Raw genomic sequence first — 20,588 nt, 5'->3', positions numbered from 1 at the left:
GGGGCATCTTCTCCCCGGCGGGGAGAAGAAAGACTCACTGCCCCATGGTCGAGCGATGCGCCCAGCCGGTCATGCGCTTCTCCAGCCAGGCCATGATGGCGTACATGACGATGCCCTCCACCGCGAGCATCAGAAGGCCGGCAAAGACCAGCGGCACGTTGAACTGGCTCTGCGCCGAACTCATCATGTTGCCGAGGCCATAATTTGAGGCGACAGTCTCCGAGACGACCGAGCCGACGAAGGCGAGCGTGATGGCGATTTTCAGCGAGCCGAAGAAATAAGGCATGGAGCGCGGAATGCCGACCTTCAGCATGATGTCCATCTTCTTTGCGCCCAGCGCCCGCAGCACGTCCTCGGTTTCTGGCTCGATCGTGGCAAGACCAGTGGCGACATTAACGACGATGGGGAAGAAGGAAATCAGGAAGGCGGTCAACACGGCGGGGACAGTGCCGATGCCGAACCAGATGACAAGGATCGGCACCAGCGCCACTTTCGGGATGGCGTTGAAGCCGATCATCAACGGATAAAGCCCGGCATAAATGGTTTTCGACCAGCCGATGAACAGGCCGATGGCAAGGCCGGCGACAACGGCGATGGCAAAGCCCAAAGTCGTCGTATAAAGCGTCTGCAGCGAATTCTTCCAGATCGGCGACCAATATTGCAGGATGGCCTGACCTACTCTCACGGGCGACGGCAGGATGGTGGGCGGCATTTTCAGCGCATATACCAGTAATTCCCACAGCACGAAGAGCGCCAGCGTATAGAGCCAGGGGGCCGCCTTCACCCAGTTGACGCGGGCAATCAGCGGCTTGCGCGGCTCGGCCGTGACGGTGCTTTCCATGATCGCACTCATGCCGCCACCCTCGCCTGCGCGATTTCGCCATGCAGTGCCTGCACCATGTCGTTAAAACCCTTGTCATACATGAGATCGAGTTGCCGCGGGCGGGCGAAGGGAACGCGATGTTCCGCCAGCACGCGGCCCGGCCTTGCGCTCATCACGAAAATCTTGTCGGCGAGGAAGGTCGCTTCGCGCAGATCGTGGGTTACCAGAATGATGGTCACGCGCTGCGCGGCGTGCAGGTCACGGATGACACACCACAATTCCTCGCGGGTGAAGGCATCGAGCGCACCGAATGGCTCATCCAGCATCAGAAGTTCCGGCTCATGGATCAGCGCGCGGCAGAGATTGGCACGCTGCTGCATGCCGCCGGAAAGCTGCCATGGATATTTTGAGCCAAAGCCCTTCAGACCGACGATCTCCAGAAGGCGCTCGGCTTTCGCGACATATTCCGCCTTGTGGGCGCGCAGACGGCGGCGGTGTTTCTCGACGATTTCCAGCGGCAGCAGGATGTTCTCAAGCGTCGTACGCCAGGGCAACATCGTCGGGTTCTGAAATGCCATGCCGACGATGGAGACCGGCTCCGTGACCTGCCGCCCGGCAACGATGACATTGCCCTTCTGCGGAATATGCAGTCCCGTCACCAATTTCATCAGCGTGGACTTGCCGCAGCCGGAGGGGCCGACCACGGCGGCGAATTCGCCCTTGTCGACCGTCAGGTTCAAACCGGATACGGCCAGCGTTCCGGCCGACCCGCCGTAGCGCATGTCGACGCTGTCTATTTCCACGAGATGTGACATTGCTGTTCCCGTTTTAAGTTGCTGATCAGGCCGTTTAATCCCGCAGCGTTGCCGCTTGTTTCTTCTCCCCGAGGGGGAGAAGGTGGCCCGAAGGGTCGGATGAGGGGGCGACGTCAGCGATAGACCGAGAGCTTGCCCCCTCATCCCGCTGTCGCGGACTTCTCCCCGACGGGGAGAAGAAACTCGCGGCACCCGCTCTTTCAATCTGCAACGCCGCCCCTCAGGGAAGCATGCGCTCTTCCTTGGCAGGCAGGTAGGTCGCGTCGAACACCTGCTCCGCCTTCACATTGCCCTTCAGGCCCATGGAAACCTTCAAAGTCTCGATGGAAGCCGCAAGCCGGGCCGGATCAACGCCGCCCATGCCGTTTTCCACCACATAGGGCGTCTTGATGTTCATGCTGTTGGCCATGTTGAGGCGTTCCAGCTCAATGGCGCTGTCGAGCGTCTCGTTGCGCTTCAGCACCGCCGCCACGCCCTCTTCCGGGGTCTTGACGGAATCGGCGAAGCCCTTGGCCAGCGCTTTGAGGAACCCCTTCACGGCATCAGGGTTTTTCTCAGCGAAATCAGTGTTTACCAACACCGCATTGCCATAAAGATTCAAGCCGTGCTCGGCCATCAGGATGGTCGAGATGTCGTCATCGGCAATGCCCTGCTTCTTCAAGTTGAGGATGACCGAAAAAGCGAAACCGAAGACGGCATCGACATCTCCCTTGGCAAGCATCGGTTCACGCACGGGAAAACCGATCGATTCGATCTTGATCTTGCTGTCATCGAGACCCGCGACCTGCTTGAAGGCCGGCCATTGCGCAAAGGCGCCATCCGGCGGCGGCGCGCCGAGCTTCTTGCCTTCCAGCGACTTCGGATCACCCGTCACGCCGAGCGACTTGCGACCGACGACGGCAAAAGTCGGGCGCTCATAAACCATATAAACGGCCTTGATCTTCTGGCTCGGATCCTCGTCGAGGAACTTCATCACCGAGTTGATGTCGCCGAACCCCATCTGGTAGGCGCCCGTCGCCACACGCGGAATGGCTTCCACCGAGCCATTGCCGCTGTCGATGGTGACATCGAGCCCTTCCGCCTTGAAGTAACCCTTGTCGAGCGCCAGCAGGAAGCCGGCGGCGGGACCTTCGAATTTCCAGTCGAGCGTGAATTTGACCGGCGTTTCGGCATAAGCGCCCGTCACCGGCAGCACCATTGCGGCGGCGGCGCCGATGGCAGCAATACCTAGCCCTTTGGACAACAACCTGCGCGTTAAGAACATCTATTCCCCCTGATGGTTTTGTTGGATTGGTTGCATAAGAGCCAATTCCCACCCTCAAGGCAAGATAAAATTGCATACAAAATAGCCATTATTTTGTATGATTATTTAATATGCAATTCGGATCGATATGGAGGCAAAAAGCTCAGTTTCTGCGCAGCGTGTGTGCAACGAAGCGCAAGCAATATCGTTCACGCAGAGAACACAGCGTTCTCATTTGCCGGGGTTGCGGATCAGGCGCAGCGTAGGACAAATAGGGCCACGAACAGCAGGCGAAACGACGGGACCGCAAGATGAATTCTGCACTGGGCATACACCACATCACCATGATCACCCGGAAGGTGCAGGCGAATGTCGATTTCTACGCCGGCTTCCTCGGTTTGAAGCTGGTCAAGCGCACCGCCGGCTTCGAAGACGCCATGCAGCTTCACCTGCTTTATGGCGACGACATCGCCTCGCCCGGCTCGCTTTTGACATTTCTCGTCTGGGAAGATGGCGGCCAGGGCCGTGTCGGTTATGGCCAGACACTGGAAGTCTCGGTAGCGATCAATCCTGCCGCCATCGGTTTCTGGCTGACGCGGGCACTGAAATTCGGCATCCGCGCCGAGGGCCCATCCGACGAATTCGGCGAGCCGGTCATCCGGCTGAAAGACCCTGACGGCCTGATCGTCAAGCTGGTCGGCACCCATGCCTTTGCCGATGCCACGCCGCATGTGACGGACGACATTTCTGCGCAGGACGCGATTCGCCGCATCTATGGTGCGACGATGCTGAGCGAGGTACCGGAAGAGACCGTGGCGTTTCTGGAAAAGCACTTCGGCTACCGGCAGGAAAGCCAGACCGGTGCGATCCGCAGGCTCGTGTCCGACAGCGGCGACATCATCGACGTGCGCGATGCCACCGGCTTCTGGTCCAGCGCACCGGGCACCGGCACGGTCGACCATATCGCCTTCCGCGCAGAGGATATGGATGAGCTGAATGCGGTTCTCACCGGGCTGAAATCGCTCAATTCCAGCACCACCAATGCCCATGACCGCAAGTATTTCCATTCGCTGTACGTTCGCGAACCGGGCGGCGTGCTGATCGAAATGGCAACCGACGGCCCCGGCATGACGATCGACGAACCGCTGGAAGCACTTGGCGAACAATTGTTCATTCCGCCGCTGTTCATGAAGGACGAGGCGGATGTGCGCGTCGCCCTGCCGCAATTCTCCATGCCGGGCGAGGAACGCATCATCTATCGCGATCTGCCCTTCGTGCATCGGTTCTATACGCCGGAGGAGCCGGATGGCAGCACCATCATCCTGCTGCACGGCTCGGGCGGCAGCGAAACGAGCCTGATGCCGCTGGCACACAGGGCCGCGCGCGGCGCGACACTTTTAGGCGTGCGCGGCAGAAGCACGGAAGAAGAGATCGCCCGCTGGTTCCGGCGTTTCCCCGATTTCAGCTTCGACCAGAATGACATTGCGGCAGAAGCGGAGGCCTTTGCCGCCTTTGTCGAGGGTGCGGTCCGCTCCTATGGTCTTGATCGTTCGAAATTGCGGTTTATCGGCCATTCGAATGGCGCGAATTTCTATGCGGCCTTTGCCGCACTTTATCCCGAGCTTGCGGGAGACGCCCTGCTCTACCGCCCCATGCCGGTTCTCGATACATGGCCGCAAACACATCTTTCCGGCCGGAATTTCCTGCTCGTCGCCGGCGAACGCGACAAATATCGCGACGGAGCAGCCGAGCTGCAAGGCCGGCTTGCGGCGAGCGGCGCAGAGGCACGGGTGGAAATGCTGGATGACGGGCATGATCTGGGGCTTGCCGATATAGAAGCGGCACGGAGCTGGCTGGCGGCGGCTTCCTGATTTTCGATAGACGGGCATGCGCCGAGCGGGTGCCGCCCATTTCTTCTCCCCGCCGGGGAGAAGGTGGCCCGAAGGGTCGGATGAGGGGGCTAGCTCTCCGCAAACCACTACCCTCGCCGCCTCATCCCGCTGCCGCGGACTTCTCCCCGGCGGGGAGAAGAAACAAGTGGGACCCGCTCGCTCCCTGTTTCCCCCTGCCATTCATCAACCGGGCCTTGCATAAATTCGCCAAAAGGGCTTTAAAAACAGCTTCGTAATTGGAGAGCCCGTTTGGAAATCCCGTTTCTCATCCTCGCCCTCATCGCGGCCTTTATCTACACGCTGGTCGCGAGCATCCGTAATTCAAGCCGAATCAAATCGCTGGAACGCGAGGTTCTCAACCTCAAGCGATTGATGGCTGCCGGGGTGACGTCTCCCGCGACGGCACAGGCTGAAAGCGTGGAGTCTGTGGAAAACACGGATTTCGAGGCGGAAGAGACAAACGGGGATTTGCCCGGAGCAGCAGCGTCCCAAGCTGAATACGCCTCCGAGCCTGAAGAAGCCGCCGCGATAGTGGAAGCTGAGGACGTGGCCCGTGAAGAAGCGCCGCCTGCGCTCGCCAACGAGACCGCGTCCGCGCCGGCCACGAAAGAAAGCTTCGAAAGCCTGCTTGGCGCACGCTGGGCTGTCTGGGCCGGCGGGCTGGCGCTTGCGCTCGGCGGTATTTTCCTCGTCAAATATTCGATCGAATCGGGGCTCTTAGGCCCGGCGGTCAGGCTTTCGCTCGCCGCCATTTTCGGCCTCGTTCTCGGGCTTGCCGGCGAGGCGATCCGCCGCAAGGCCGTGCCGGGCATCGCCGCCGCCTATTCCAACGCCATGATACCGGGCGTGCTGACGGCGGCCGGTGCATTGACGCTGTTCGGCGTGGTTTATGCCGCCTATGGCATTTACGGTTATATCGGCTCAGGAACGGCCTTCATCCTGCTCGGGCTTGTCGCCTTTGCCACCATTGGCCTGTCGCTTCTGCATGGGCAGGCGCTGGCCGGGCTCGGTCTTCTCGGCTCGATGCTGACGCCAGCGCTGATTTCCAGCGAAACACCAAATATCTGGGCGCTTTTCGTTTTCCTGACGATCTCGTGGCTGGCGACGGCGGCCGCAGCGCGCAGGCAGGGCTGGACCGTGGTCCCGTCGCTTGCCAATGCCGGCCTTGGCCTCTGGGCGCTCGGCTATATCGGCTATTCCGAGACGATCAATGCCGAACCGCCGACACTCGCATTGCTCATCATGCTGGCCGGTACGATCTTCCTGTGGCCCGGAAAACACTTCGACACACCGCCGGCAGAGGCCGGTGAAACCGCCGCCCCGGAGCGGCGCGCCATCCGTGCCATTCGGCTTCTGCTGCGGCCGTCGCTTGCCATCAACCTCACCGTATCGATGGCCGTCATCCTGCCCGCCATCGGCTTCCTGTTCGCCAGTGGCGGCATCGACACTCACCCGGTGCTGATCGTCTTGGCGCTGATCGCAGCACTCGCGGCCCTTGGCGCCGCCCGCCATTATGCGGTGTGGCCGGCCATCATTGCAGCACTCGGCGCGCAGACGGCGGTGGCGCTGATGTCACGGCAGGGCATCGATTTCATCGGCCTTATCAACGATACCGGCGTAACGCTTCCGCCCGTCGGAACAGGCTATACGGCTGAAATCGCCATGGCGCTTGGTCTTGGCGCCGTCTTCGTGCTCTGCGCCTTCTCCTTCCTGAAACGCAAGGGCGCCGACGATGCGGATTTCGCCCAGCTCTGGGCAGGTATTGCCGCGCTGTTCCCCGTCTGGCTGGCAACGGCAAGCTTCGTTGAATACGGCAATCTCGGCCGCGACTGGCTGCACGCCGCCTATGGTCTCGGTCTCGGCTTCGTGCTGATTGCCGGTGCAGAATGGCTGCACCGACAGAACAACGAGGCCTATCGCAAGCCGCTCAACATTCTCGTGCTCGGCTCGTTCGCTGCCTTCGCGCTCAGCCTGCACACGCTAACGGAAGGGCTTGCGACAACCGTTCTGCTTTCGGTCATCGGCTTCGTTTATGTGCTGGCCAGCCGTTACCGCAACTGGGATGTGCTGCCCTGGGTGATGGCCGTGGCAAGCGTTGCCGTTCTCGGCCGCATCGCCTGGGAACCCACCATCGTCGGGCCACAAAATCTTGGGCTCACGCCGGTCTTCAACGCGCTTCTGCCGGGTTATGGCATTCCCGCGCTGCTGGCCGTCGCTTCCGCCTGGTTGCTGCGCGACTGGCCGGGTGTGAGGGCGAAGAACTTCCTGCAGGCGATTGCCAGCGTCATGGGTCTTCTGGCCGTCGCCATCCTCATCCGCCACGCGATGAATGGCGGCACGCTTGATAACAGCGTTCCGACGCTTGGCGAACAATCGATCTACACGCTGTTGACCATCGGTTTTTCCGGCGTGCTGATGACGCTCGACCTGAAAAGCCCAAGCCCCGTCTTCCGTTACGGTTCGATGATTGCCGGCGTGATCGCCGTCATCAATGTGCTGACGATGCATTTCTTCACGCTCAACCCCTATTTCACCGGCGAAAATACCGGGCGCATTCCGGTCCTCAACCTGCTGCTGATCGGTTATCTCCTGCCGGCACTCGCCTATGGCGGCCTTGCCTATTATGCGCGCGGCAAACGTCCCCCGCCCTATGTCAGCATGTTGGCGGTGGCAGGCGCCGCACTCGGTTTTGCCTGGGCAACGCTTTCGGTCCGCCGCTTCTGGCAGGGCGAAAACATCGCCGACTGGAAGGGTTTCCTGCAGGGTGAGACCTACAGCTATTCGGTGGTCTGGCTGCTGATCGGCGTGCTGCTGCTGGTGCTCGGTTCGCGCTTCAATGCCCGCAGCCTGCGTCTGGCATCCGCCGCCTTCGTGCTGATTTCCGTCGCCAAGGCCTTCCTCATCGACATGAGCAACCTTGAAGGCGTGCTCAGGGCGCTGTCCTTCATCGGGCTCGGCGCGGTGCTGATCGGCATCGGCCTGTTCTACCAGAAAATCCTCACCCGGAAGCCGCAGGCATGATCGCGGCAGAGGCTTTCGCGCCCTATGCGGCGCTTGCGCAGGACCTGATACCGCACGCCGCCGATACCGGCGACGGCTCGCATGATCTTGCCCATATTCACCGCGTCTTCCGCAACGCCATGCGCATCCATGCGGACGAAGGCGGCGATGGCACGGTGCTGGCAGCCAGCGTGCTTTTGCATGATTGCGTGGCGGTGGAAAAGAACTCGCCGCTACGCGCGCAGGCCTCACGGCTTGCGGCGGAAAAGGCGGCCGGCATTCTGGCCGGGCTCGGCTGGCAGAAGCAGGATATCGACGCCGCCGCACACGCCATCACCACCCACAGCTTTTCGGCCAATATCGCGCCGCAGACGCTGGAGGCAAAAATCCTTCAGGATGCCGACCGGCTGGATGCCATCGGCATGGTTGGGGCGGCGCGCTGCTTTTATATTGCCGGGCGCATGGGTTCGGCGCTTTATGATCCGGCCGATCCGCTGGCCAAAGATCGACCGCTTGACGACCGCGCCTTTGCCATCGACCATTTTGAAACCAAGCTTTTCAAACTGGCAGACGGCTTTCGCACCGAGACGGGGCGGCAGATGGCCAAGGCCCGCCATGAGCGGCTGAAACAGGTGCTCGACCTGTTTCTCGACGAGATTTGAGGAGATCCAAGATGCGTGTGACCGAACTCAACATCTATCCGCTGAAAAGCGCGCGCGGCATTCCCCTCTCCGAGAGCGCTGTTTCGGACGAGGGCCTGCCCGGCGACCGTCGCGCCATGTTGATCGACCCTTCCGGCCATTTCATCACCCAGCGCGAATTGCCTTCCATCGCCACGGTTCTGGCGCGGCATGAGGATGGCGGCATGGCGCTTGCGCGGGACAAGGGTGGCGAGATCGTCGCAAAACCGTCCGGCCAGCGCATGGATGTGGCGGTGTGGAAATCGATCGTCAGCGCCAACATCGCCGATGACGAGACCAACACTACGCTTTCGGCGTGGCTGGGGCGCGAGGTGAAGCTGGCATTCTTCGATGATGCCTCAAAACGCATTGCAAGCCTTGAATGGACGGGTAACGAAACGCCCGTCACCTTTGCGGACGGCTATCAGATCCTCGTCACCACCACCGCCTCGCTCGCCGCGCTGAACGACAATATGCGCGCCAATGGCGAAGACACTGTTGGCATGGAGCGCTTCCGGCCCAATATCGTGCTTGATACGGACGAGCCATGGGCCGAGGACCGCTGGGCGGCTATCGAGATCGGCGGCATTCGTTTCGATCTCGTAAAACCCTGCGCCCGCTGCATCATGACCACGCAGGACCAGATAACCGGCTCCCGCGATGTGCCCTCGCCCATGAAAGCCATGGGCCGCATCCGCATGTCGGGTGATCGGCGCGTGCCCGGCCCGCTGTTCGGCTGGAACGTGACGCCGCGCGGTCAGGGCAGACTGTCGGTCGGCGACGTGGCCAAGGTGGTCGAGGAACGGACGGAAGGCTGGGCGATCAAGAGACGCTAGGCCACGGGCGTTGCAGCGCCCGTCATGCCATCACGGCTTGCGGGCGCTGACGATCAGAAAGATCGGGCGGCGGTCCTCGTGCTTCAACTCCGGTCGCTCAGCGAGCAAAGCGGGATCGGGCCTCGGCTCGGCCAGACGCGTCAGGGCAAAGCCGGCGGAAAGCAGGCTGTTGAGAACGCCTGACACCGTGCGGTGATATTTGACGACATCATCCGCCATCCAGTTGGAATGGCGCACGCCCTCGTCCTGATAATTATCGAGCGGCCAGTGCAGGATTTCACCATCGTCGCCGTAGAACCAGTCCTGTTTTTCGAGAGCCGTGAACACCGGATGCTCGATGGAAAAGACGAAATCGCCGCCGCGTTTCAGGACAGCGAACACCCTCGCGAATGCCGCATCGAGATCGCGGACGTAATGCAAAGCGAGCGAACTCAGCGCCACGTCGAAGCTTTCGGACGCAAAATCGATGTCCTCGATCGCCGCCCGGCGATATTCGATACCGGACCCGCCATTTATTTCGGCGGCACGGCGCAACATGTTCTCCGAAAGATCGACGCCGACGACACGGGCCGCCCCCTGCTCTGCCGCATAACGGCAATGCCAGCCGAAACCGCAACCGAGATCGAGAAGGCTCCGGCCCTGCAACGGCGGAAGCATGGCGCGCAGTTCGTGCCACTCGCCGGCCTGCTGCAACCCCTCCACGGAGCGCGGCATGGCGCTGTAGCGCTCGAAGAACCCGGGGTCGTCGTAAATATTCTGCTTCATCGTCATCTCTCCGGAATTCCGGCAATAATGTGCGGGCATCCCATCAATCCCATGAATAATGGGGGTCAAGAAAAGTCGCTAGTGGGGACGGCTGACAAAAGCTAATATTCATGCCGATCAGAGGGAATCTGCAGAAGATTTGCGCCATCTCCAAGGCGCATGCTGCAGCAGGAGAATTTCATGTTGCAAGCCACACGCCAGACCATGCCCTGGCTGATTATCGCCGCGGGGTCGCTGATTGCCGTCATGACCTTCGGTCCGCGTTCGGCCATGGGCTTTTTTCAGCTGCCGATGCTGGCCGATACCGGCTGGGACCGTTCCACCTTCGGCCTCGCAATGGCTTTGCAGAATCTCTTCTGGGGTCTCGGCCAGCCCTTCTTCGGCGCAATCGCCGATAAATACGGCACGGGCCGCGTGCTCGTGCTGTCAGGCTTTCTGTATGCCGCCGGCCTCATCTGCATGTCCTTCGACACCTCGCCCTTCTGGCTGCATTTCGGCGGTGGCGTGCTTGTCGGGCTTGGCATCGCCGCCGGTTCGTTCAGCGTCATCCTGTCGGCGTTTGCGCGCCATGTGACGCCGCAGCAGCGCTCGCTCGCCTTCGGCATCGGCACGGCGGCGGGCTCTGCCGGCATGTTCCTGTTCGCACCGATCAGCCAGGGCCTGATTTCCGCCTATGGCTGGTCGAACAGCCTCGTCTGGCTTGCCGTGATGATGATGCTGGTGCCGCTGCTCGCCATTCCCATGCGCGGCAATTCCTCCTCCGGCAGCCAGTCGCAGACACAGTTCCAGCAGACGGCAGGCGAAGCACTAAGGGAAGCGCTTGGCCATAAAAGCTATCTATTGCTGACGACAGGCTTTTTCGTCTGCGGTTTTCAGGTGGCCTTCATCACCGCGCATTTCCCGGCCTATCTCGGTGATATCGGCATCGAACCGCGTTACGCCGTCATTGCCATGGCGCTGATCGGCTTCTTCAATATCATCGGGTCGCTCGCCGCCGGCGTCATCGCCCAGCGTTATTCGAAACCCTATATGCTGGCCTATATCTATATTGCCCGCTCGGTTGTCGTGACGGCCTTCCTGCTCCTGCCGCAATCGCCACTTTCGGTCATCCTGTTCGCGGCTGTCATGGGTATTCTATGGCTTTCCACCGTGCCGCCCACAAACGCGCTGGTGGCAATCATGTTCGGCACGCGCCATCTCGGCATGCTCGGCGGTGTCGTATTCCTGTCGCACCAGATAGGCTCGTTCCTCGGCGTCTGGCTCGGCGGCTTCCTTTATGACCGGCTGGGGTCCTATGATCTCGTCTGGTGGCTTGGCGTCGGCATGGGGATTTTTGCGGCCATCGTGCATTGGCCTATTCAGGAGCGGCCCGCGCCGCGGCCTGCAATGGCCTGAGACTACACGGCCTTATCAAGCGCGGGCGGTGATGCCCTGCGCTGCAGCGCCTTCAGCGCCGCCTGCACGAAACCGTCGCGGGCGGCGTTTTCATTCAGGCCGCGCGGATCATAGACATGCCGGTTGAGGAAATGCGCCGTCAGGCGGAAGGCCGCCGCAAGGCTTTCGGGGTCGGCAGCTTTCGACTGGCCCTCACCGAGAAAAGCGGGCAGCGACAGCATCCGCTCCGCATAAGGCGCGCCGGCCGTGCGGCAAACCGCCCTGCCCGTTTTCGGCGACACATAAATGAGATCGGTGCGCAGCCCCGTCGCCGCGCATTCGGTGAGATCAAGCCCGAAACCCAGATCGTTCAGCACCGCGAGTTCGAACCGCACGAACAATTCCCCGGCATCGGCCGGATCGTGGAGATTGTCGAGGATGATATCGAGCGCCTGATAAAGATGCGGGTGCGGGTCGCGCTCCGGTAGAAGCCTGAGAAGCGCGCCCATGGCCTGGACGCCGTAAACAGCGGTCGCCGTTTCCATCAGCTGCGCGGCGCGCAATTGCAGCGGCTCGATTCGGTATTCGCCAAGATGGTCGTCAAGTCGCGCCCGCCAGATGACATCCACCCGGTTTCCCGCCTGCAGCACCGGCTGCATGCTGCGGGAGCGTCCGGAGCGCACCATGCCGAGATGCCGGCCGCGCGTACGGGTCATCACCTCGGCGATGACACTCGTCTCGCCATGGCGTTTTACGCCGAGAATGATTGCCTCATCCTGCCACTGCATGAAACCTGTCCGAATTTCGATTCAAGCCGGATCATAACCGATCCTTCGGCGAAACGTTATTCTTTTACGGTGTCACTCGAAACGCCGACAAGGCCGAGAACGAAATCCATGATTTCATTTTCTCCGAAAGGCTTGCCGAGCAGAGGCGCCTGCGAAAGATCGTCGGGAAAACCTGTCGTATCGCCATAACCGCTGACGAAACCGAAGGGAATACCGGCCTCACGCAGCTGGCGCGCAAAATCATAACTCATGCCGTCGGAAAGGCTGACATCGAGAAGCACGCAATCGGCGCCGTCCTGCTCGACGGTCTGCCGCGCCTGCGCAAGCGTCGTTGCGATGACGATGATTTCGACACCCATGGACTGGAGAACCGCCTCGACATCAAGCGCCACCAGATATTCATCCTCAACGATGATAACCCGTTGTGGCACCATATGTTTTCTTCTTTCAACAGGAGGGGCGCCAACTGGCTGCGCGCCACGGCCTTCAAAGTGATGTTCCAGCACCATGGCTTAGCAGTCGCAAATTGCGACCCAACCGTCATTTAAAAAAGACATGTCGAAAGAAGATCAGATGAAGGGTCTTTGCCGCTTCTCGTCGCTTTCCCAGCCGGCCACATGGCTCAATCCGGCATTGTCGAGCACCAGACAGCCCTTGTCCGTCCAGCGAATGAGACCGCGATCAACAAGCTTTCTCAAGGTCTTGTTGGTGTGGACGATGGAAAGGCCGAGCGTATCGGCCACATGCTGCTGGGTGACGGGAATAGGTGTTTCGCCGCGCATAAGATCGACCGCCTTTGCCTTGCTGTAAAGAAACGCAATGAGATAGGCGGCGCGCTCCAGCGCAGTGCGCCGGCCGATGCTGAGCAGATGACTGTCAAGCATGCGTTCCTCGCTTGCCGCGATCCAGGTCAGGTCATAGGCAAGGGTCGGATGATCGGTGAAGAGGTTGTTGAGGCGTGATCGTTCGAAAACGCACAACGTCACCGGTGACAGCGCTTCGACCGAATGCTGCATTTCCCCCATGACCGTGCCCTGCAGGCCAACAAGATCGCCCGGCATGACATAGTTGAGGATTTGCCGCCGGCCGTCTTCCAGCGTCTTGTAGCGGAAGGCCCAGCCATGCAGCACGGTATAGAGGTGGGCGCTGTGCGACCCTTCCATCAAAATGACAGAGCCGCTTTCCACCGCCAGTTCCCCCGTTTTGAAACGGGAGACAAAATCGAGTTCGGAAGGGGCGAAATCCCTGAAATGCGGCAGGTCACGCAGGGGACATTGCTGACACGGCGTGGTGGAAATTCCGTTCGGTTTTTTTGGCGACATGAATATCCGTCATCGAAAAAAGGTTGCGCCCAATTGTTTTGGAACAACCCGCCTGAACGCATTCGGTTCCCGATGGTGGGTGAAGATATTCAAGTCATTCAAGGATCGCGGCGCGCCCTACGCTCCAACACACAAAAACGAAGGCTTTGGAGGCAATCTCGATGTTCGCGTTGGTTCGCGACATTTCCCGCTCGTCATTCCGGCCTTGAGCCGGAATCCAGTCGACGCGCGTCTGCGCGGCGAGAGAGTTCTTTCAGCCCAAGGACTTGGGCTGGCTGGATTCCGGCTCAAGGCCGGAATGACGGAGGCGGGCGCATGCTCTCACCCTGCCGGTGCGCCAGTGCGCTAGCCGCGCGGGAACTCCAGTCCCATTTCACGGAAACGCTCGGGGTCATCGCCCCAGTTCTCGCGCACCTTGACGAACAGGAAGAGATGGACCGGCTGCTCGAGGATTTCCGACAGCTCCTTGCGCGAGGCGGTGGAGATCGCCTTGATCGCATCGCCGTTCTTGCCGAGTGCAATCTTCTTCTGGCTGTCGCGCTCCACATAAATCACCTGCTCGATGCGCACGGAGCCATCCTTGCGCTCTTCCCACTTTTCCGTCTCGACATGCGAGGCATAGGGAAGTTCCTGATGCAGGCGCAGGAAAAGCTTCTCGCGGGTGATTTCGGCGGCGAGCTGGCGCATCGGCAGATCGGAAATCTGGTCTTCCGGATAATACCACGGACCTTCCGGCAGGGTATCCACCAGATAATCCATCAGGTCTTCGCAGCCCGAACCATTGGTGGCCGAAATCATGAAGGTGCGATCGAAGGCGACCTTCTCATTGGCGGCGGCGGCCAGCGTCAGCAGGTCTTCGCGCTTCACCTGGTCGATCTTGTTGAGGCAGAGGATCTTCTTCTGCGGAACGTCCTTCAGACCTTCAAGGATCGCCTCCGCATCGCCCTTGAGGCCGCGCTCGCTGTCGATCAGAAGCAGGATGAGATCGGCATCCTTTGCCCCACCCCAGGCGGAGGTGACCATGGCGCGGTCAAGCCGGCGGCGCGGCTTGAAGATGCCGGGCGTGTCCATGAAAACGATCTGCGCATTCTTGTGAATGGCGATGCCGCGCATCACGGCGCGCGTCGTCTGCACCTTGTGGCTGACGATCGAAACCTTGGCGCCTACCAGCCTGTTGACCAGCGTCGACTTGCCGGCATTGGTCGGGCCGATGAGGGCCACAAAGCCGGAACGGGTCGGAAGGTTGTTGTCTTCGCCTTCAATGGCGGGGTTTTCGTGATCGGTCATGATATCCATCAAGGTCAGAGGTATTCAACATGCGGCCATAGGGTCCGCCATGCGCTCGATTTTGGCACCCTAAGGTGGGGTGCTCAGTTTTTGGTGGGGCTTTTCTGCCAGACGCCTTCGCGTTCCAGCAATCTGGTGGCCGCCACCTGTTCGGCTGCGCGCTTGGAGCGCTCGACGCCGGTTTCCGGCTTCACGCCGGGAATTTCCACCGTCACGGTGAAGCTTGGATCGTGATCCGGTCCGGAACGATCGTCAACCCGGTAAGCGGGTGTCGTCGCAAATCTGGCATGCGCCCATTCCTGCAACTCGGTCTTGGCGTCGCGCCGCCCGGCATCCACCCTTGTCGCCCGGCTTTGCCAATATTTCAGAACGAACCTGCGGGATGCCTCCAGCCCGCCATCCAGATAGATGGTGGCGATCAGGCTTTCGACCACATCGGCGCGCACGTTCAGCATCGCCTTGCCGGTCAGTTTCTTCACGTCCGATCCGGTGCGGATGAAATTGTGCAGCCCCATCTCGTCGCCGATCGCGGCGCAGGATTCGGCGCTGACGAGCTGGTTCAGACGGACGGAGAGTTCACCTTCGGTGGCGTTGCGGAAGGTGGAGAAAAGCAATTCGGCGACGCAGAGACCGAGGACACGGTCGCCTAAAAATTCCAGCCGCTCGTAATTGCCGGCGGCGGCGGAGCGCGCGCTGGCATGCGTCAAGGCCCGGTCCAGCCGGGCCTTTTCCTTGAACTCATATCCGATCAACGCTTCCAGACGCGAAATCTCGTCCGCCGAAAGCGGCTTGGTCTTGCTCATTCCACAACCTTGAAGAGGCGGTCCCAACGCATGTTGGCCGGCCATTCCCAAATGCGGCTGAACGGCGTGTCGTTGCCCAGCGAGAAGAAGATGACGCTGGCGCGGCCGATCAGGTTTTCTTCCGGCACGAAACCGACATCGAAGCGGCTGTCGAGCGAATTGTCTCTGTTGTCGCCCATCATGAAATAATGGCCCTCCGGCACCAGGAATTCCCGGGTGTTGTCGCCGCGCGAGTCGGGCGACTGGTCAAGCGTGTCATAGGTGACGCCATTATCCAGTGTTTCGCGGAAGACCGGCACATTGGCGCCAGGATCAGCGCGGTAATCGGAGGTGAAGGTGCCGTCGGGCTGCTTCGGCACCGGCTGACCGTTGATGAACAACACGCCGTTCGTCACCTGAACGCGATCACCCGGCAGACCGACGAGACGCTTGATGTAATCCACTTCAGGATTGGGCGGCAGGCGGAACACCACGACATCGCCACGCTTGGGCTTGCTGAATTCCAGAATACGGCCCGAAAACAGGTTCGGCGAGAAGGGCAGCGAATATTTCGAATAGCCGTAGGAGAACTTGTTGACGAAAAGATAGTCGCCCACCAGAAGCGTCGGCATCATCGAGCCTGATGGGATCGTGAAGGGCTGAAACAGCACGGTGCGGATGACCATGGCCAGCAGCAGCGCCTGAATGATGACCTTGACGTTCTCCCAGAGGGCGTTCTGCTTCTTCTCAGCTTTTTCGGACACTTAGAGACCTGCCTGATTGTTTCCCGGCTTCTTCGGTTTCACGAAGGCATCGGGGCCGTTGTTTTGTCGTGCTTGCGCCGCATGAAGCACTCTTCATACAGCCGGCAACGCTTTCATATTTCTGCGACTTCTCTAGAACCTTTCCAGCCCGAAGGGAAGCGCTTCTATGACAAGGGTGCAAATAGGCCGCCAATGCGGCCGCACCGGGTCTCAGCCATTCACGGGAAGCGCCTCGATAATCACAAATGCCTGAGCATAAGGGAAATCATCCGTTATCGTCAGGTGGATATTGGCGCGGTGGCCGGCCGGCAGCATGGCCGCCAGTCTTTCCCCTGCCCCATTGGTCAGAAGCATGGTCGGCTTGCCGCCCGGCAGATTGACGACGCCCATGTCCTTCCAGAAAACTCCATTCGCAAGGCCTGTTCCAAGCGCCTTGGAACAGGCCTCCTTGGCGGCGAAACGCTTGGCATAGGAGGCGGCGCGGTTCTTGCGGCCATCGGATTTGGCGCGCTCTATATCGGTGAAGCAGCGATGCGTGAAACGTTCGCCGAAACGCTCGATCGACTTTTCAACGCGGCGAATGTCGATCAGGTCGCTGCCCAATCCAATGATCATTTCAACATCTCCAGAGAAGCGTTCTTATTGGCGGCGCGGTGTGCAAGATTTTCCATCTTGCGCCGCTGGAAGCCGCTGATGAGGCCGTAAACGACGACATAAGCGATGACTGCGCTGATGACAGCCGGAAACAGCGCGCCGACCGTCATGGGTTCCAGCACGGGTGTCCATATCTGCCGGAATTCGAGATGGCTGAACAGCGCAACGAAATCCACATGCGCAGCGCTTTCCGCGCTCTGGCGGCCGAGGATGAAATGCCCCAGTTCCCAGGTGGATGCCCATATAAACGGAAATGTCAGTGGATTGGCGAAGGTCGTGCCGAGCGCTGCGGCAACAAGATTGACGCGCATGAGGAAACCGAGCGCCATGGCGATGATGATATGAATGCCGAGAAACGGCGTCCAAGCCACGCCGATACCGAGGGCGACGCCGGCAGCAACCGAATGTGGAGAGGCGGAAAGCCTGAGCAGACGCAGCTTCATATAGCGCAGCGAACGGGAAAAACCCGTGCGCGGCCAGAAGAGGTCGCGAATCTTCTCTGAAAAACCAACGGGTTCACGGCGGCGAAACGGCATGAGGGCAGTCTATTTCATCGCCCCGGTTGAGCCAAGAGCATCATAGACGGCGCGGAGATCTTTTGCAGGCGTATTTTCTTCCGTCATTCCGGCCTTGAGCCGGCATTCCGCCGATACTGCGCGGCGCCACCAGATGAATACGAACCTTGCCGGACACTCTGACGTCATCCTCGGGCTCGTCCCGAGGATCTACAACCAATTGATTTTATTCGACGTGATTAGATCCTTGGTACAAGCCCAAGGATGACGCAGGGGAAATACCCACCCTCTCGCCGTCAACTTCGCTTCAAAAGCCACGCGTCCCGTCATTCAGACAGGACTGCGGTGGACGCCCGCTTGAAGCGCGCATTCACATAGTTTTGCGAGACACAGCAATGCTCAGGCCGATACGGCTGCACCTGCTGGCCGCATACGCATGGCGAAGGGCTGCCATGCGCTGAGCGCATTACCGACGGAACAGGCCGCGGTCGATTTCGCGCTGGCGGAACTCGAGGTCGACATTCGATACCGAGCCGCTGAGATATTCGAATTCGCGTTCCTGCGTGGTCTTGCCACGAACGGCACGGGCGATCTTGCGAAGCGGAGTAAACATGATTTTCGGTCCTTTCGGTTTGGGATTGGCGTTTCTCATCGGTGTAAATCCCACCGGCACGCCGCGTTTCCCGTCTTCAATTTCTGAAAGGAAGATAGTCTTAAACCCCGCCTGCGACCAGAGACAGGAAAAGGCCGCTGCTATGCAACCAATGCATAACGGCGGCCTTTTGGGTTACGGCAGCGACTAAAAATGCCTCAATCGAAGGCACGCGCCACTGTTGATACGCAGTCGAGATCTTTCAGCTGCGACAGAAGCTGGTTCAGCTGCCGCAAATCCCAGACTTCGACATCCAACGCCAGTTCGGAGAAGTCAGTACCGATGCGGACCATGTTCAGCCCGCGAATATTGACATCCAGCGTCGCGATCGATTGCGCCACCGAGGCGAGCGTGCCCGGCTCGTTCAGCGCATTGATCATCACCCGCGCCATGAAACGCGACTTGTTCGCCTCATCGAGGTCCCAGCGCACATCGATCCAGCGCTCCGGCTCATCGTCGAAGCGTTGCAGCGCCGGTGCCTGGATCGGATAGATGGTGATGCCCTTGCCTTTTTCCATGATGCCGACGATGCGGTCTCCCGGAACGGCGCCGGCCGCACCAAAATGCACGTCGACATTGCCGGAAAGGCCACGGATGGGCAGCGGGTCCGGCCCATCCAGCATCTCGGCCGCACCGTCATCCTCGAGAACCGAGCGCGACTTGCCGGGGATCTTGAAGACCATGCCGGAGGCGCTGCGCATGTTGAACCAGCCATCATCGCCGGTCATCTTCACCGTGACGCGCTCATCCTGATAATCCGGATAGACCGCGCGCAGCACATCGAGCGAGGAAACCTCACCGCGCCCGACGGCGGCGATGGCGTCTTCCACATCCTTCTGCGCCAGGCGATGCAGCACGGGCTTCAGAGCTTCCCGCGAGAAGGCCTTGCCGGCGCGCTCGAAGGTGCGCTCGAGAATACGATAACCGAGGCCGGAATATTGCTTGCGAATGGCCATGCGGGTGGCGCGGCGAATGGCCGAGCGGGCTTTGCCCGTCACCACCACCTCTTCCCATGCGGCAGGCGGCACCTGTACGCCGGAGCGGATGATCTCCACCTCGTCGCCGTTGTTCAGGCGGGTGACGAGCGGCATGATCCGGCCGTTGATCTTCGCGCCAACGGTGGTGTCACCGATATTGGTGTGAACGGCATAGGCGAAATCGATGGGCGTCGCGCCGCGCGGCAGTGCAATCAGCTTGCCCTTCGGCGTGAAGCAGAACACCTGGTCCTGGAAGAGTTCGAGCTTGGTATGTTCGAGGAATTCTTCCGGGCTGTCGCCTTCGGCCAGCGATTCGATGGTGTGGCGCAGCCAGGAATAAGCGTTCGATTCCGGCGAGAGCAGATCGCCCTCCCCGTTTTCACCATCCTTATAAAGCGCATGCGCGGCGATGCCGAATTCGGCGATCTCATGCATGCGCTTGGTGCGGATCTGCAGTTCGATACGCTGGCGCGAGGGGCCAACGATGGTGGTGTGGATGGAGCGATAATCGTTCTGCTTCGGCGTGGAGATGTAGTCCTTGAAGCGGCCGGGCACCACGCGCCAGCGGGTATGCACGATGCCAAGCGCCCGGTAGCAGGAGGGAATATCATCCACCAGAAGGCGGAAGCCATAAACATCGGAAAGCTGCTCGAAGGAGAGCGACTTCGACTGCATTTTGCGGAACACCGAATAGGGTTTTTTCTGACGTCCCTTGACGCCCGCCCCAATGAGGCCATTGGCCACCAGAAGCTCACGCAATTCGTCCTCGATCTTCTTGATGAGGCCTTCATTGCGGGTTTCCAGTTCCTGCAGACGATTGGTCACCGTCTCATAGGCTTCCGGGTTGAGATACCGGAAGGACAGGTCCTCCAGCTCATCGCGCATATCCTGCATGCCCATGCGGCCGGCGAGCGGCGCATAGATTTCCATGGTTTCCTCGGAAATGCGGCTGCGCTTGTCGGCCGGCATATATTCCATGGTCCGCATATTGTGCAGGCGGTCGGCGAGCTTGACCAGGAGAACACGCACGTCGTCGGAAATGGCAAGCAGCAGCTTGCGCAGGTTTTCAGCCTGCTTGGCCTTGCGGGTAACGAGATCGAGTTTCTTGAGCTTGGTCAGCCCTTCCACCAGCCGGCCGATGTCTTCCCCGAACAGCTCATCGATTTCGGCGCGGGTGGCGGTGGTATCCTCGATCGTATCGTGCAGCAACGCCACCGCGATGGTCGATTCGTCGAGATGCATTTCAGTGAGGATGGCGGCAACTTCCAGCGGATGCGAGATATAGGGGTCGCCATTGGCCCGCTTTTGCTGGCCATGTTTCTGCATGGCATAAACATAGGCCTTGTTCAGCAGGGCCTCATTCGCATCCGGTTTATATTTTTGAACCCGCTCGACGAGTTCGTATTGCCGCATCATGCG

The 20,588-nt window shown here is 60.2% G+C and carries 20 protein-coding genes; 6 read left to right on the top strand and 14 right to left on the bottom strand.

Annotated elements, in window-relative coordinates; translation table 11 throughout:
- Positions 1 to 34: 34 nt before the first annotated feature.
- From CFBP6623_RS03820 to CFBP6623_RS03810, 3 genes are all read right to left on the bottom strand, one after another.
- Positions 35 to 853, bottom strand: a complete 819-nt coding sequence (locus CFBP6623_RS03820; RefSeq protein WP_046798769.1) for an ABC transporter permease — start codon at positions 851 to 853, stop codon at positions 35 to 37.
- Entirely contained in the window at positions 850 to 1,638 is a 789-nt protein-coding gene (locus tag CFBP6623_RS03815; protein ID WP_046798768.1) for an ABC transporter ATP-binding protein, read from the bottom strand. Before CFBP6623_RS03815 ends, CFBP6623_RS03820 begins: the two co-directional genes overlap by 4 nt.
- Positions 1,639 to 1,858: 220 nt before the next feature.
- Positions 1,859 to 2,902 (bottom strand): ABC transporter substrate-binding protein, encoded by a 1,044-nt coding sequence (locus CFBP6623_RS03810; protein WP_046798767.1) that lies wholly within the window; start codon positions 2,900 to 2,902, stop codon positions 1,859 to 1,861.
- A gap of 290 nt (positions 2,903 to 3,192) precedes the next feature.
- On the opposite strand from CFBP6623_RS03810, the gene CFBP6623_RS03805 reads away from it, so the two are divergent.
- From CFBP6623_RS03805 to CFBP6623_RS03790, 4 genes are all read left to right on the top strand, one after another.
- Positions 3,193 to 4,752, top strand: coding sequence for a VOC family protein (locus CFBP6623_RS03805; protein ID WP_046798766.1), 1,560 nt, complete (start codon positions 3,193 to 3,195; stop codon positions 4,750 to 4,752).
- Between the two features lie 270 nt (positions 4,753 to 5,022).
- Positions 5,023 to 7,794, top strand: coding sequence for a DUF2339 domain-containing protein (locus CFBP6623_RS03800; RefSeq protein ID WP_046798765.1), 2,772 nt, complete (start codon positions 5,023 to 5,025; stop codon positions 7,792 to 7,794).
- Positions 7,791 to 8,435: an HD domain-containing protein gene (locus tag CFBP6623_RS03795; RefSeq protein ID WP_046798764.1), complete on the top strand. Its 645-nt coding sequence runs from the start codon at positions 7,791 to 7,793 to the stop codon at positions 8,433 to 8,435. Before CFBP6623_RS03800 ends, CFBP6623_RS03795 begins: the two co-directional genes overlap by 4 nt.
- A gap of 11 nt (positions 8,436 to 8,446) precedes the next feature.
- A complete protein-coding gene (locus tag CFBP6623_RS03790; RefSeq protein WP_046798763.1) occupies positions 8,447 to 9,289 on the top strand; it encodes an MOSC domain-containing protein in 843 nt (280 codons plus the stop codon).
- 30 nt (positions 9,290 to 9,319) lie between these two features.
- Here the strand turns inward: CFBP6623_RS03790 and CFBP6623_RS03785 are convergent, their stop codons facing one another.
- Positions 9,320 to 10,054 carry a class I SAM-dependent methyltransferase gene (locus tag CFBP6623_RS03785; protein ID WP_046798962.1) on the bottom strand — a complete coding sequence of 245 codons (735 nt, stop codon included), beginning with the start codon at positions 10,052 to 10,054 and terminating at the stop codon, positions 9,320 to 9,322.
- A gap of 180 nt (positions 10,055 to 10,234) precedes the next feature.
- Here CFBP6623_RS03785 and CFBP6623_RS03780 point away from each other — a divergent pair, with 180 nt between their 5' ends.
- Complete coding sequence (locus CFBP6623_RS03780) at positions 10,235 to 11,449, top strand: MFS transporter (protein WP_046798961.1); 1,215 nt, start codon at positions 10,235 to 10,237, stop codon at positions 11,447 to 11,449.
- Positions 11,450 to 11,451: 2 nt separating this feature from the next.
- On the opposite strand, the gene recO is transcribed toward CFBP6623_RS03780, so the two are convergent.
- From recO to CFBP6623_RS03730, 9 genes are all read right to left on the bottom strand, one after another.
- Positions 11,452 to 12,216, bottom strand: coding sequence for a DNA repair protein RecO (gene recO / locus CFBP6623_RS03775; RefSeq protein ID WP_046798762.1), 765 nt, complete (start codon positions 12,214 to 12,216; stop codon positions 11,452 to 11,454).
- A gap of 56 nt (positions 12,217 to 12,272) precedes the next feature.
- Positions 12,273 to 12,650 carry a response regulator gene (locus CFBP6623_RS03770; protein ID WP_046798761.1) on the bottom strand — a complete coding sequence of 126 codons (378 nt, stop codon included), beginning with the start codon at positions 12,648 to 12,650 and terminating at the stop codon, positions 12,273 to 12,275.
- Positions 12,651 to 12,785: 135 nt separating this feature from the next.
- Positions 12,786 to 13,538, bottom strand: a complete 753-nt coding sequence (locus CFBP6623_RS03765; RefSeq protein WP_046798760.1) for a Crp/Fnr family transcriptional regulator — start codon at positions 13,536 to 13,538, stop codon at positions 12,786 to 12,788.
- A gap of 345 nt (positions 13,539 to 13,883) precedes the next feature.
- On the bottom strand, positions 13,884 to 14,834 hold the full coding sequence (gene era, locus CFBP6623_RS03755; protein WP_046798758.1) for a GTPase Era: 951 nt from the start codon (positions 14,832 to 14,834) through the stop codon (positions 13,884 to 13,886).
- Positions 14,835 to 14,908: 74 nt separating this feature from the next.
- Positions 14,909 to 15,628 carry a ribonuclease III gene (rnc, locus tag CFBP6623_RS03750; protein ID WP_046798757.1) on the bottom strand — a complete coding sequence of 240 codons (720 nt, stop codon included), beginning with the start codon at positions 15,626 to 15,628 and terminating at the stop codon, positions 14,909 to 14,911.
- Entirely contained in the window at positions 15,625 to 16,371 is a 747-nt protein-coding gene (gene lepB, locus CFBP6623_RS03745) for a signal peptidase I (RefSeq protein WP_046798756.1), read from the bottom strand. The genes rnc and lepB overlap by 4 nt, the downstream gene beginning before the upstream one ends.
- A gap of 210 nt (positions 16,372 to 16,581) precedes the next feature.
- Positions 16,582 to 16,986: a holo-ACP synthase gene (gene acpS, locus CFBP6623_RS03740; RefSeq protein ID WP_046798755.1), complete on the bottom strand. Its 405-nt coding sequence runs from the start codon at positions 16,984 to 16,986 to the stop codon at positions 16,582 to 16,584.
- Positions 16,983 to 17,561 (bottom strand): DUF2062 domain-containing protein, encoded by a 579-nt coding sequence (locus CFBP6623_RS03735; RefSeq protein WP_046798754.1) that lies wholly within the window; start codon positions 17,559 to 17,561, stop codon positions 16,983 to 16,985. The genes acpS and CFBP6623_RS03735 overlap by 4 nt, the downstream gene beginning before the upstream one ends.
- Positions 17,562 to 18,006: 445 nt before the next feature.
- Positions 18,007 to 18,153 carry a hypothetical protein gene (locus CFBP6623_RS03730; protein WP_003496944.1) on the bottom strand — a complete coding sequence of 49 codons (147 nt, stop codon included), beginning with the start codon at positions 18,151 to 18,153 and terminating at the stop codon, positions 18,007 to 18,009.
- Between CFBP6623_RS03730 and CFBP6623_RS03725 the strand changes: the two genes are divergently transcribed.
- Positions 18,152 to 18,343 carry a hypothetical protein gene (locus tag CFBP6623_RS03725; protein ID WP_080842682.1) on the top strand — a complete coding sequence of 64 codons (192 nt, stop codon included), beginning with the start codon at positions 18,152 to 18,154 and terminating at the stop codon, positions 18,341 to 18,343. The genes CFBP6623_RS03730 and CFBP6623_RS03725 overlap by 2 nt on opposite strands.
- Positions 18,344 to 18,350: 7 nt before the next feature.
- Here CFBP6623_RS03725 and CFBP6623_RS03720 read toward each other — a convergent pair whose 3' ends face one another.
- Positions 18,351 to 20,585 carry a RelA/SpoT family protein gene (locus tag CFBP6623_RS03720; protein ID WP_046798960.1) on the bottom strand — a complete coding sequence of 745 codons (2,235 nt, stop codon included), beginning with the start codon at positions 20,583 to 20,585 and terminating at the stop codon, positions 18,351 to 18,353.
- Positions 20,586 to 20,588: the final 3 nt, after the last annotated feature.

It is taken from the genome of Agrobacterium tumefaciens, assembly GCF_005221385.1.
GTDB lineage: Bacteria > Pseudomonadota > Alphaproteobacteria > Rhizobiales > Rhizobiaceae > Agrobacterium > Agrobacterium tomkonis.
The sequence above is the reverse complement of the archived record's forward strand: the minus strand, read 5'-3'. Positions and strand labels throughout refer to the sequence as shown.